This window comes from Mycobacterium sp. (assembly GCF_035570115.1).
Taxonomy (GTDB): domain Bacteria; phylum Actinomycetota; class Actinomycetes; order Mycobacteriales; family Mycobacteriaceae; genus Mycobacterium.
On record NZ_DATMLH010000328.1, the window covers coordinates 1 to 13,114 of the forward strand.

Below are 13,114 nucleotides of genomic sequence, written 5' to 3' on the forward strand. Positions count from 1 at the left end.
TGTCGTGTGTCTCGTCGGAGCCTTGGTCGTGGCACTCGGCGGGTGCATCGGTGGCGGTCGCGCACTCGGAATACCGGGTGCGCAGTCGATCCCGGTCGGGCAGTCCACACAAACCATCGACGTCGGCGGGGTCAGCCGAACCTTCCATCTGTACCGTCCACCGGGGCTGGGCGAGGGTGCGCCGCTGGTGGTGATGCTGCATGGCGGCTTCGGAACCGGGGCGCAGGCCGAACGCTCCTACCACTGGGATAGCGAGGCCGACGCCGGGCATTTCCTGGTCGCCTACCCTGACGGAGTCATGCGCGCCTGGAACGCCGGGACCTGCTGTGGCGAGCCGCAACGCAGCAACACCGACGACGTCGGCTTCATCGCCGCCATGGTCGGCGCCATCGAGCAAGAAATGCCGATCGATCGGGCGCGCATCTATGCAACGGGCATGTCGAACGGGGCCATGATGGCGCTTCGCTTGGGTTGTCAGACCGACACATTCGCGGCGATCGCCCCCGTGGCGGGCACGCTGCTGACCGACTGTTCGGGGGCACGGCCGACATCGGTGCTGCAGATACATGGCACCGCCGACGACAGGGTCCCCTACAACGGCGGGCCGGGCAAGGCGTTCTCGGCCGACGGGACGGCGCGCGTCGACGGTCCTTCGGTGGAGACCGTCAACGCGACGTGGCGTGGGATCGATGGGTGCGGACAACCCACCTCGACTACCGCAGGGGACGTGACGACTCAGACGGCAGGGTGCGCCGACGGGCACACCGTGGAATTGATCTCGGTCAAGGGGGCGGGCCACCAGTGGCCCGGCGGTGACCCGAGCCCACTCGCGCAGCGGATCGGCAACATCCCGCCACCGTCGACGGCGCTCAACGCTACCGACACCATCTGGCAGTTCTTCGCCCCCAACCATCGATAAAGGCACCGCGGCGGGCCGCCCCACCTGTGCGCGCCACGCGCTGGGCTTGGCACATCGAGGGCCGAACAGAGCGTGACCAGGACAAACATCTGGTTGACGCACGACACAGGATATCATATCGTGAGAGCGACGGGGCGTGCGGTCGTCGGCGTCGAAGAGCACACGAGGAACCGCCCGGCTTTTCGAGTGGAGGAGTCCGGCGTGGAGAAACGAGCGCGGCCAACCGTGACCCGTAAGTCTTCCCGGGCCCCGAGCGCATCGAATTCTCGATCCGAGCTCTGAGGCGTGGATAGCCCAGACGGAGACGATCCCCAAGGTCCGGCTAGCGGTTGGGAGAGTAAGCATGGTTGCTAAATCTGCGCGGGTCGAGGTCGACCGTCGACCTGTACCTGGGCGCCGGTATCGCGTAATTGTCTGCGGCACAGGCGGGGTCGGCACGGCCGTCTTACGTGAGGCGCTGCGCCTGCCGTGGATCGATGTAGTGGGTGTTCAGGTCTACACCAGCGCCAAGGCCGGTGTCGATGCCGGCGAGCTGGTGGGGCTGCCCGCCGCCGGCATCATGACCACAGCGGATCCTGATGAGATCGCCGCACTCGATGCTGACTGCGTTCTGTACTGCGCTCGTGACTTCGGTGACTGGCGGTCCAATGATGTGTTAGTACGGTTGCTCGAATCCGGGAAGAATGTGGTCACTTCGCTCGCCTACTTCCGCGCCGAGTCACTTGACCCCGAGGTGGTCGAGCGCTTGGAGGACGCATGTCGGCGCGGCGGCACGAGCCTGCACGCCACGGGGCTCAACCCGGGGTACATCGGCGAGCGTCTTGGCGTCTTGCTTACCGGTTTAAGCCACGACGTCAGCCGCATCAAGATCGAGGAGTTCTACGACATCACTCCACTCTCCAGCGAGCTTGCGCACCTGCTCGGAATCGGACTCCCCGTCTCGGAATCCGAGAAGGCCAGTGCGGCGGCGCAACTCGCACAGCTGTACCTGGAGCAAACCATTGGACTGATCGGCGATGCGCTCGGCGTCGAGATCGATGGCATCGAGCACAGCCAGGACCAGCGCGTCGCGGGCGAGCATATCCAGGCCGACAGTTATGCGGTGGCAGAGGGCGCGGTCGCATCGGTCACTCATCGCTGGACCGCACTCGTCGACGGTCGTCCCTTCTTGTTGTACGAAACCACGTGGTTTGTTGGGAAATCGATGCAACCCGAGCACTCCGATATCGAGCACCACTGGTTGCTGACTATCGAGGGAAGGCCATCGGTGCGAATGCTCCTCGAGGTCAACGCAAGTATGGAGAGTGGAGCGGCGACGTACGAAGGCGATCCGACCTCAGCCGGTAACTACGCAATCGGAATCCCGCTCGTCCAAGCGATCACGAGAACCTGCGAATCAAAGCCAGGGATAGTTGGGCCGCCGCCGGTCGGACCGCATTGGACCGCCGGCCGAGGACGCAGTGCAGCAGCCACGGAGCGGATCGATTACGCGGAATCATTGCCTTAACAGCAGCTGTCGCCAAAGCTCTCAGCGGGGATTCTGGACGGAATCGGCCGCCTGATCGTCATCGCCAGCGAAATTGCGACCAACAAGGCACACCGCTCAGTTAGCGGGCGACGAGGGCAGCGGTATCGAAGTAGTAAGGTTTGATCTCGCCGATCAACCCGTCGCGGATAACGAACGTCTCGACCACAGATACTTTGTGATTGCTTGCCGAATCCCCGAACGAAATCTCGAGGAATGCCGCAGCCCGCTCGGAATTGACCAGGATATCGCCGACGACGACCGCGTCGAGATCGATCATCGAGTACAGCTGTGCCAGCAGTTGCGAGACCTCAGCACGGCCAGTGTGCGTGCCACCGTAGGGCAGTGACGCCGGTTCGTAGGTGACGACGTCAGGGTGCAGAATTTTGGCAACCCCCTCGAGGTCGGCCCGCAGTGAGTAGTCGTAGAACTGTTGCACGACCGATCGCGTCCGATCCTCGGCAGAGAGATCCGGGGAATCGCTAACTACCGCCATCTGGACCAATTTCCTTTCCTTGTCACCCGAACAGGGCGGCCGCGTTCCGACTGCCTGGCAACGGGTTATCGGTACGCCTATCCGTCGGTGGATAGAGCTTGCCGGTCTCTTCGCCGAAATGAAGGTGACTACGGGTAGTCGCTTCGGCGGTAGATCGGTCCGCCGTCAGTCGGGCAGGGCGGTGCACCGGCCTCGCCGCAGATCCCGTTCGTGAAATAGGACGGGACGTGGGCCGGAGTGTTACCGCTGTACAGGCCCAGCACCGCAGAGCAGACGGAGTACAGCCCCATCGCGGCAGTAGCACAACCGATTAGCGAGAACGTGCTCAGCGCGGTGCGCGCCGCGCCCTTCACGGGTACCCGGTCGATCCCGCGTTCGACCGGTGCCTGCCCGCGGGTGTCGTAGGCATAGATCTGGTAGCTCAGCACCGTGATCGTGAACCCCCACAGGGCCATTTCGGTTAGTGGCATGGCGTTGGCGGTTCCGCTCCAGAAGGTCAGCGCATCGAGGTTGCTGGCCCACCACACCCATCCGCCTCGGATGACAACGAGCTCTTCGATGGCGAAGACGAACACCATCATCGCTATCCAGGTTGGCGCGAACAGTCCCACCAACCCCACCCCGGGCCGGCGACGCTTGATGTAGCTCATGAGCTTGGCGGCCGTGATCGTTACCGCAACCATCGTCATGTAGTTGGCGGTCTCGATGAGGAATGGCTGCGGCAGCAGGTGTCCTTTGGCGCTGATCCACCAGGGGATGTATTCGACCCAGGAGCCACGGTTGAAGTAGTAGGAGTTGAACATCATCTGGGGCCGGATCAGGTTGGCCCAGGGATCGAGCCAAAGGATCGCCATCCAGGCGATCCACATTTGGGCGTAGAAGGTGAGACGGCGCTCGCGCGCGCAGCGCCAAACCAACCAGCCGATCGTGGCCACCGCGCCGGCGGCGAAGGTGCCCTGCAGAATCCAGGCTTTCACCATGACGTCATGCGGCACGGGATCGGCCCCGGTGGGGGTGGGCGCAAAGTTGCTTGAGGTGACCCACCTGCCGTAGACGTAGAGTTGCATCGCGACCGCGGCGGCGCCCAAGGCGGCCCACCACAGAACCGGGCGCGCCCGGCGACCCGGGGCAATATCGGGCGCCGACGGTTCCGGGCCCACCGTCGCGTCCGCCCCGCGTCGCGCAGCGTGTTTCGCATCGGCCCGCACCGCAGAGGCTTGCGCGTCTATGGTCATCCTGCCTCCTAATTTGGGGTGGCGCCGCCGGCTCTCGGCCAGTCAGCCGGCGCCCGGGACCCAAGCCATGATGTCATATACTATATCGCCAATCGCGCGATCAAAAGCAAGCACCCCTGTCGGGTCACCGCGACTTGCGATACGATATATCCATCTAGACGATCGGAGGGCCAGTCGAAGATGACGAGTACCGAGCTGTACTACGAGCCGTGGGATCCAGCCTGCCGCGTGGGACTCTTCGATACCTACCAACGACTCATCCACGAGGCGCCCGTCTACCGCGCGCCATCGGGCACCTGGATTGTCTCGAGCTATGAGGGCGTCGAGTACATCTTCAACAACCATGATCTGTTCTCCAACCGCCCGAATCAGGATGAGTCAATCGGCTTTCCACCGAAGGTGGATTTCGACAACGAAGAGAGCGTGGCCATGATGACCCATCTGGCCAAGCTCGCGGAGACCCTTCCGTTGGACCTCGGCGACCTTATGGTCGCCCGGGTAATCGTTGGCGCCGACCCCCCAAACCACACCCGTCAGCGCAAGATCGTCAACCGTGGGCTGACTGCCCGCCGGGTCGGAATGTTCAAGGACCGAATCGAGGAAATCGTTGCCGAGTGCCTGCACGGCATCGAAGGGCGTGACCGGTACGAGCTTGTCAGCGAGTTGGCGATCCCGGTCCCTGTCGGCGTCATTGCCGACCTTTTGTCGGTCCCCCACGACCGCTACGCCGACGTGCGGCGCTGGTCGGACATGGTGGCCAACCTGCCCCAAAGCGAGGGCCGCGGCAGCCCCGAGACCACGTTCAAGCTCTTCGGCATGCTCAAGGAGTTGTCGGAGTTCTTCGTGCCCCTGATCGAGGATCGCCGCGAAAATCCCCGAGACGACATGATCAGCGATCTTGTCCGCGCCGTCGACGTCGACACCATGACTGTCACCGAGACAGTGCTGTTCATCTTGGTGATGATGTCGGCCGGCAATGAGACGACGACCAACTTGATCGGCAATACGGTGGTCGAGCTGCTGCGAAACCGCGATCAGCTTGACCTGTTGCTGTCCCGACCGGACCTGGTGCCGTCGGCTCTCGAAGAGGGCGCACGCGCGCAGGCGCCGTTCCAGTTCCTACACCGCGAGGCACTGCAGGATGTCGACGTTTGCGGGACAACGATACCCAAGGACAGCATCATCGCCATCCTCGTCGGTGCGGCCAACCGCGACCCGAGCCGCTTCGAAGACCCGGACAAGTTCGACATCACACGAACCACTCCCCACCTGGGCTTCGGCAAAGGCATCCACTTCTGCTTAGGCGCCCCGCTCGCCCGACTTGAAGCGAAGAGTGCGCTGACGGCCCTGCTGCCCCATCTGGAGCGATTCACGCTCGATCCCAGCGCAGATCTTGAGTTGGGTGACAGCCTGCTGATCCGGGGATACAAGCAGATTCCGCTCGTCGCGCTCTGACTGCGCTCGCCGGCCGGCAGGGCTGAAGTTAGCGCACCGTAGCGCGAACCTCTCTAGACGCCCCGTTCTATTTACCGGCCTCCGATTGCAGATCCTGGCGACGCGCGCGCAAATGCCCCTCGGTGAGTTGCGTGCCGAGAGCCGTTAACGGCAGCGAGGTCTGGGTATCGCGGCCCAACTGCACCGAGTGCCAGAGCTCCTTCGACATCAACGGATAAATGGCATCGGTTCCGGCGAGCGGGTGGTCGACCATCATGGCGTCAAGCAAACCCCAAGTCTCAGTCACCCAGGATCGCCCGCTGGAGATGTTCGCCGTCGCAATGAGCGTCGCCTCGTCGACACCCTGGCTGCGCGCGAACCGCACCGCCTCCAGGGCCACCAGGTAGTTCATATGAAGCATGACGTTGTTGGCGATCTTGAGGGCCTGACCCGCGCCCACCTCACCCGCCCGCACGACGTTCGCGGCGAACGTGTCGAGCAGCGGCTGAAGCCTCTCGAGGGTGTCTTGGTCGCCCCCGGCCATTACCGTCAGCGTCCCGGCATCCGCGGCGGGACGTGAGCCGCTGACCGGCGCATCGATCACCGCAACGTCCACGGTCGCGAGGTCCCGGGCAAGCTCAATGACCGTGTCGGGCAGAACACTGCTGTGAACGAGCACGACCGATCCGGGCCTCAACTCCCGCCGTAGCTGCCCGATGACCTCGCGCAACTGTGTGTCATCGACAACGCAGATGCTTACGACGCCGCACTGGCGGCCGACAAGCTCAGCCTGTTCGGCAACTGCGGCGCCCCGTTCACGCAACTTGTGGCAGGCATCCGCGCTTCTGTCGTACACCGTCAGAGGAAAACCAGCGGCCAGTATCCGTTGGGCGATGCGCCCACCCATGTCGCCGAGGCCGATGAAGCCGACGCCGGGCTCAAAGCCGCCGAGAATGCGGCCGGATGTCGGCAGACTCTGCGGGTGCTCATCAGTCACAGACATGAGCTTTCAACCCAGCAGGATGGACTGGCTGGACAGGTACGCACGCAACCCTTCAGGGCCGCCTTCACGCCCGATGCCACTGAGCTTGACGCCACCAAACGGCGTGCAGGGCTGACAACCGAAGGTGTTGATCGCCATGGTGCCGGTCTGGATGCGCGTCGACAACTCGAGCGCGTGTGCCACGTCAGTAGTCCAAATCGAGCCCGCCAAACCATAATCGGTGTCGTTTGCGATCGCCACGGCCTCGTCCTCGTCGGTATAGGGCAGCAACGCAATCACCGGTCCGAAGATCTCCTCGCGGGCTATCGTCATCGACGGTTCGACGTCCACGAACACCGTTGGCTCCACGTACCAGCCGTGGGGAAGGTCCTTGGGACGGCCACCGCCAACCACCACTCGCGCTCCCTCGGCAACGCCCTTCGCGAGGTAGCCTTCCACCCTGTCCCGTTGCCGCTCACTCACCAACGGGCCCACGAACGTCTCCGGATCGAACGGATCGCCAACCTTGAACCCGGCCACCGTCGCACCGATCGCCTCGGCGAATTCGTCAAACCGGGTGTCCGGTAACAGAATTCGGCTGTCGAGGGCGCAGATCTGCCCGCTGTTGAGGAAGGAGTTGAACGCGAGCCCGGCGACGGTGGCGGCCAGGTCCGCGTCGCGCAGAACGATGGCCGCCGATTTACCCCCGAGCTCGAGGGTCACCGGCCGATGCCGCTCACCGCACAGCCTGCCGATGCGCTTTCCAGCCGCGCTCGAGCCGGTGAAGGCGACCTTGTCCACACCGGGGTGAGTGACTAGATATTCCCCGAGTTCACGACCGCCGGGAACGATGTTGAGCACACCGTCGGGCAGCCCGGCGGCCATGGCGGCATCGGCGAGCACGTACGAATCCAGCGGAGCCTCGGGTGCCGGCTTCAACACCACCGCGCACCCCGCGGCAAGCGCCGGCGCGAGTTTCATCATCGTCAGTGTCGGTGGCCCGTTCCAAGGGATGATGGCACCGACAACGCCCACCGGTCGCTGGCGAACGACGCTGCTACCCCCGACGCCGGTCCTGTGCTCCTCGAACTGCATTCCAGTGATCAGATCGATGTAGTAGTCCAGGTTGCTGAACGCCGGTTCGACCATCACCATGTTGACCTGCGAGATCGGGCAACCCATCTCGAGCACCTGGGCATGTCCGAACTCCTCGGAGCGGCGACGGCACTCAGCCACCAGGCGCTTCATCACCTCGACGCGCTCCGAGGCAGACGAGCGTCCCCACTCCCCCGACATCGCCGATCGCGCGGCGGCCACCGCGGCGTCGATGTCGGCTGGTGCACCGTCGGGCGTGCGCCCGACGACCTGTTCGGAATGCGGAGAGATCACCTCGATCGTGTCATGGCCACTGGGTGCGGCCATCCGCCCGCCGATGAACAATTCCCGATGCTCAATCACCTGCTGGGCCCCGTCCTGAGAGCGAGTCGGCGCGGTCATCGCCGTACGCCCGACTCGACAACGCTGCCGGGAATCCACTCCCGCGGTGCGCTCTGCTCAGCGCGCCCATCCATCGTGGTAACGGTTCCGGGCTCGAGTGGGTCGGGCAGCGGTGCCAACCATACGTCGCGCGTCTCCGGCGATGACGGCAAAACACGAGGGCGGTGAGTGTCATCATCGAGTTGTGGATGTCCCACGCAGAATTCGACCGCGAAACCCCGGGCCTCGTCCTTGAGGTAGACGCCGATAGATCCCGACGGGGCATGCCGCAGCAGGTCGTCGCGAAGTTTGACGCCCAGCCGCAGCGCGTTGTTGCGCGCCCGCATGACGTCGTCGAGTGAGCCCACTTGAATGCAGAAATGGTTGAAATTGGGACGCTCGCTGCGCAACAAGACAAGCGAGTGGTGGTAACGGTCCGCGGCGCGGAAGAATCCCGCACGGTTGCTGATCCAGTCGGACGCCTTGAACCCCAACACATCCTGGTAGAAGGCCGTGGTTTGTTCCCAGTTCGTCACCCCCCAGGCCGCGTGCAGGAATTTCTCGAGAGTGACGCCGTTGTTGACGGGCGCAACTCCGCGCTCGTACATCCCGATGTAGAGCTCGATGTCGGTTCCGCCGGGATCGGTGAACCGCAGCCACCGCTGCACACGGTCGCGCTTGGGGTCACCACCCTCGAGAACCTCGATGCTTTGTTCTCGCAGCCGGCGGGCGACTTCTTGCAAGGCGCTCTCACTGGCGACTTCGTAACCAATTCGCTTGATGCCCTGCTTGTTTCCCTCCTCAAGCCGAATCCAATGGTGCTCGACGCCGCCGGTCATGAATGCGGTGTCGCCAAGCTGTTCGGTCACGTCGAGCCTGACGACCCGGGAGTAGAACTCGGCGGCCTCGACGAGGTTGTGCACCCCCACCGACAGGTACCCAAGACGCGCGACGATGTCCATGCTCTAGCCCTTCGGACGGTTAAAACGATGTGATGACGATTCGGGTGACGGCCGGATCCTTCAAGCGGGCGTAGGCATCTTCGATGTCCGAGAGCGAAATCTCCAGCGAGACCAGATCATCGAGATTCAACCGACCCTGCAGGTACAGGTCGGCGTAATACGGGATGTCGCGCTTGAAGTTCGATGATCCCAGCGTGACACCCTGAACCCGGGTCTGCCTCAACACCGACGCAACAATGCTCACGGGAACGCTGGCCGCCGGATCGGCGACACCAACGAGATAGAGGCCGCCGCCCACGGCGAGCATCGATACGCCGCTCTGCGCCACGGCCGCGGTACCGACGAAATCGAACACGTGATCGGCGCCGGTTCTCGTGATCGCCGACACCGCTTCGACGACATCCTCTTTCGCCGAGTTGATCGCATGCGTCGCACCGAATCGAGTCGCGGCATCCAGCCGTTGCTCTTCCACGTCGACGGCGATGATCGTCGATGCGCCGGCCAGTACGGCGCCGCTCACGGCGTTGATTCCCACGCCTCCGGTTCCGATGATCACGACGCTGTCACCCGCTCGCACGTTGGCGGTGTTCAGGACCGCACCGGCCCCGGTCAGCACCCCGCAGCCAAGAAGCGCTGCCTGGGGGAACGGCGCTTCCTCGGCGATGGTGACGAGCTGGTTCTCGTGAATTAACGCCTGCTCCGCAAAGCCCCCGAGCCCAAAGATCTGAGATACCGCGGCGCTGTCGCGTGACAGCCGCGGCGGCTGGCCGGCGGCGCGTTGGGTTGCCTCGGGGCGTTGGCACTGCAGAGGCCGGCCGTCGAGGCATCGCGCGCATCCACCGCAGCTTTGCGCCAGACAGCCGACCACGTGGTCGCCCACCGCAACACTGGTGACCGAGGGCCCAACGCCGGCCACGACACCGGCCACCTCGTGACCCAGGACCGACGGCATGGCATATCCCATGTCGATCGTCGCGATGGTGTGGTCGGTCTGGCAGAGTCCGACTGCCTTGACGTCGACAAGCACCTCTCGCCCAATCGGCGCCGCGATGGAGATCTCCTCGACGCTGAATCCGCCGCCGACGGCATTCACAACCGCGGCTTTCACCGTGTGCCCTTCGAGCCGTTACGACCCCGGGTCGCCGCCCCGCCTGCGATCCCCCGGCGGTGGGGTTGCAGTGATTCGCTGTGTCGACGCATGACCCGCTTTCGTCGTGTTGGGCGAGTGGCCGATCGGCTGCGGACGCCCCGTGCGCGGTAGATCCACTCCAATGCGATATTATATCGTGCACTTGAGATGCCGCAAGTATGCACATAGATGGCTCCGCGCCCTGAAGTCCGGTCACGCATAGGTCTAGCGAAGAAGCATCGATGCTCTTGCGATATGGTATCGTAACCGTCGGGTTGGTCACAAAGTGGAGCTGTCCCGGATCACGCCTGCCCAACGACGACACGGAGCCTGGTCGAACGTCGCCGCAGACGTGATCATCGAAGGGCGACCGGATTCACCGAGGACACCGCCCTTGATGCCATAGCGAAACTCATGATCGGACTCTTGCCAGCGCGTTTGACGCAACCGGCGGCGCCGCTCAAGTTGCAGGTGGGTGCGCACACACGGTGGCCGGGGAGTCGGAAAGGCTGTCGAAATGAAAACCCGGGCGTCCATCCTGCGTGCTCCCCACAGCAAGTTTGAGAGCGTCGAGCTTGATGTCGACGATCCCCAGCCCACCGAAGTCCTCGTGAAGATGGTCGCGTCCGGCCTGTGCCACTCGGATGATCACATCGCCACCGGCGACCTCCCGGTCCCGGTGTTTCCGTTCTGCGGCGGTCACGAAGGGGCGGGCGTCGTCGTGGAAGTTGGTTCGGCGGTGCGCGGTCTTTCGCCCGGTGATCACGTCGTTTTCGCGTTCCTGCCGTTCTGTGGTCACTGCCGGTTCTGTGCTCGCGGGCACCAGAACCTGTGTGACGACGGCGCAAATCTTCTGGTCGGGTCGCGCCTGGACGACCCGACGAGCTTCCGGATGCATCTCGACGGTGTCCCTGTCGCCCAGATGGCCGCCCTTGGGACGTTCTCCGAATACACCGTGGTCGATATGCGGTCGTGCGTGAAGATCGATGCCGACCTTCCGTTGGACAAGGTGTGCCTTGCCGGCTGCTGCGTGGGCACCGGGTGGGGGTCGGCCGTACATTTGGCGGATCTGCGGCCCGGAGACACCGCCATCGTGATGGGCATCGGTGGCGTCGGCATCAACGCTGTGCAGGGTGCCGCGCACATCGGCGCCCAGAACGTCATCGCTGTGGACCCAGTCGAGTTCAAGCGGGAGACGGCGCTCAAACTCGGTGCCACGCACGCATTTGCCACGATGGACGAGGCGGCAGAGGCCGCACGTGGTTTCACCAACGGGCAGGGCGCTGACGCCGCGTTGGTGACCGTCGGCGTCACTTCGGGACAGCACATTGCTGAGGCGTTCGCGGCGATTCGCAAAGGCGGCACGGTCGTAGTCACCGGCCTGGTGCCGATGTCAGAAGTGGGAATCCCCATCTCGGCGATGGAGTTGACCCTCTACCAGAAACGCCTGCAGGGCAGCCTGTTTGGGGGATGCTCACCCAGCGTGGACGTTCCCCGCCAGCTCGAGATGTACCGCGCCGGCATTCTCAAGCTCGACGAACTGGTGACCCGCACCTACACGCTCGACGAGGTGGCGCAGGGATTTTCCGATCTGCACGCCGGACTCAACATCCGCGGGGTCGTGCTCTTCGACTGAACAGTCGCAGCGCCCGTCCCGATCGCGTCTTGTCGATCGGTCGAACGCGGAGGCGGGGAATCGTCCGTGTTCGCGGCGACGGCCTCCGGTGCCGTTGTGCGCGAGCTTATTCGGTGTCGTAGCGCCGAACGAGGGGCAGCGACTCCATCCCCCGAAGCTCGCCGCCGTGCCACGTGGGGACGAAGCCGGCAGCCGGGACCAGCCCCGACAGGAGTTTGAGCGATTCCTCTAGGAAGACCCGGATCATCATTTGTGCGACGAACAGACCCAGGCAGCGGTGTATGCCGTACCCGAAGGCGACATGGGAGTTCTTGCGGCCTTCGATCCGAAGCGTCTCAGGATCGTCGAATCGTCGCTCGTCGCGGGACGCCGAACCCCACACCAGGAGAACCCTCTCCCCCGCCCGGACGGGACAGCCGGCTATCTCGGTGTCTACCGTGGCGATGCGAGAGGTCGCCGGCGCGGCGGCCGCGAGTCGAATGAACTCGTCCACGGCGCCCGGGATGAGCTGAGGGTTCACGCGCAGGGTCTGCAGATCGTCTTGGTGGGTCACCAAATGATGGGCCGCGAAGGTGAGTGCAGACGTCGTGGTGTCCAGCGCGCCGTTCACCATATTCATGCAGGTGGCGATGAGGTCGTGGTCCGACAGTGGCTTCCCGGAGACCTCGGCATTCACCAGTGGCCCGACAGCCCCATCGGTGAGCTCGCCGCTGCGGAACTGGCCCACTACTTCGAGCAGTCGTTGCGCGACGAGCTGTCCGGCGGCTGCCGCGGGCGCATCGTCTTCGCCGCGCCGATGATTGACAATCTGAATCAGTCGGTAGAGCTCCTCCCCGTACTGCACCGGGACGCCGATGACCTCCAGCGTTACGTGCATGGGCAGCGGGCCCGCCAACTTCTCGACGAAGTCGAACGCGTCCTGGTCGACGACATCTTCGATCAGTGAGCGGACGTAGGCCCGCACACTCTCGGCTTTCTTCTCGACCTCTTTCTTGCTGAACGCAGAGGCCAGGAGTTGACGGTATTCGGAGTGCAGCGGGGGATCCAAGGTAAGCGGGTATAAGTCGACCTCGATCGAGGGAATACCGACTTCGGCGCTCGAGAACACATCCGGCCGCTTGGCGGCGTCGCATACGTCGTCATAACGGCTAACGACGTGGAATCCACCGTGGGCGTGGCTCTTGGGAATGCCCTCAACCTCTCGCAGAACGCTCCACGTTGGTCCGGGGTCGTCGGCCAGTTCACACGACTGATGGTCGAATGTGCGAGCTACCTCCTGAGGGTCAGAAGTGCTGGTGACGGCTCGGTCTGGCATTGGCT

The 13,114-nt window shown here is 64.0% G+C and carries 11 protein-coding genes; 4 read left to right on the top strand and 7 right to left on the bottom strand.

Translation table 11 applies throughout. The features are described 5' to 3' along the window. The first annotated feature begins 4 nt into the window (after positions 1 to 4). Together VNW74_RS30705 and VNW74_RS30710 are read left to right on the top strand one after the other, a co-directional pair. Entirely contained in the window at positions 5 to 919 is a 915-nt protein-coding gene (locus VNW74_RS30705) for an alpha/beta hydrolase family esterase (protein ID WP_325684036.1), read from the top strand. A gap of 343 nt (positions 920 to 1,262) precedes the next feature. Further along, on the top strand, positions 1,263 to 2,426 hold the full coding sequence (locus VNW74_RS30710; RefSeq protein WP_325683969.1) for a hypothetical protein: 1,164 nt from the start codon (positions 1,263 to 1,265) through the stop codon (positions 2,424 to 2,426). A 100-nt stretch (positions 2,427 to 2,526) separates the two neighbouring features. Here VNW74_RS30710 and VNW74_RS30715 read toward each other — a convergent pair whose 3' ends face one another. After that, complete coding sequence (locus VNW74_RS30715; protein ID WP_325683971.1) at positions 2,527 to 2,940, bottom strand: nuclear transport factor 2 family protein; 414 nt, start codon at positions 2,938 to 2,940, stop codon at positions 2,527 to 2,529. Positions 2,941 to 3,068: 128 nt separating this feature from the next. Further along, positions 3,069 to 4,175 carry a spirocyclase AveC family protein gene (locus VNW74_RS30720; protein ID WP_325683973.1) on the bottom strand — a complete coding sequence of 369 codons (1,107 nt, stop codon included), beginning with the start codon at positions 4,173 to 4,175 and terminating at the stop codon, positions 3,069 to 3,071. A gap of 180 nt (positions 4,176 to 4,355) precedes the next feature. Here VNW74_RS30720 and VNW74_RS30725 point away from each other — a divergent pair, with 180 nt between their 5' ends. After that, positions 4,356 to 5,630, top strand: a complete 1,275-nt coding sequence (locus VNW74_RS30725) for a cytochrome P450 (protein WP_325683975.1) — start codon at positions 4,356 to 4,358, stop codon at positions 5,628 to 5,630. 67 nt (positions 5,631 to 5,697) lie between these two features. On the opposite strand, the gene VNW74_RS30730 is transcribed toward VNW74_RS30725, so the two are convergent. From VNW74_RS30730 to VNW74_RS30745, 4 genes are read right to left on the bottom strand one after another with little or no spacing between them, the layout of a single operon-like run. Then, positions 5,698 to 6,612 (bottom strand): NAD(P)-dependent oxidoreductase, encoded by a 915-nt coding sequence (locus VNW74_RS30730; protein ID WP_325683977.1) that lies wholly within the window; start codon positions 6,610 to 6,612, stop codon positions 5,698 to 5,700. A gap of 6 nt (positions 6,613 to 6,618) precedes the next feature. Further along, complete coding sequence (locus VNW74_RS30735) at positions 6,619 to 8,088, bottom strand: aldehyde dehydrogenase (protein ID WP_325683979.1); 1,470 nt, start codon at positions 8,086 to 8,088, stop codon at positions 6,619 to 6,621. Beyond that, positions 8,085 to 9,029 (bottom strand): VOC family protein, encoded by a 945-nt coding sequence (locus tag VNW74_RS30740; protein ID WP_325683981.1) that lies wholly within the window; start codon positions 9,027 to 9,029, stop codon positions 8,085 to 8,087. Before VNW74_RS30740 ends, VNW74_RS30735 begins: the two co-directional genes overlap by 4 nt. Positions 9,030 to 9,048: 19 nt before the next feature. Then, positions 9,049 to 10,137, bottom strand: coding sequence for a zinc-binding dehydrogenase (locus VNW74_RS30745; RefSeq protein ID WP_325683983.1), 1,089 nt, complete (start codon positions 10,135 to 10,137; stop codon positions 9,049 to 9,051). 538 nt (positions 10,138 to 10,675) lie between these two features. Between VNW74_RS30745 and VNW74_RS30750 the strand changes: the two genes are divergently transcribed. Beyond that, on the top strand, positions 10,676 to 11,794 hold the full coding sequence (locus VNW74_RS30750; RefSeq protein ID WP_325683985.1) for an NDMA-dependent alcohol dehydrogenase: 1,119 nt from the start codon (positions 10,676 to 10,678) through the stop codon (positions 11,792 to 11,794). Between the two features lie 106 nt (positions 11,795 to 11,900). Here the strand turns inward: VNW74_RS30750 and VNW74_RS30755 are convergent, their stop codons facing one another. Next, positions 11,901 to 13,109, bottom strand: a complete 1,209-nt coding sequence (locus VNW74_RS30755; RefSeq protein ID WP_325683987.1) for a cytochrome P450 — start codon at positions 13,107 to 13,109, stop codon at positions 11,901 to 11,903. Between the last annotated feature and the right edge of the window lie 5 nt (positions 13,110 to 13,114).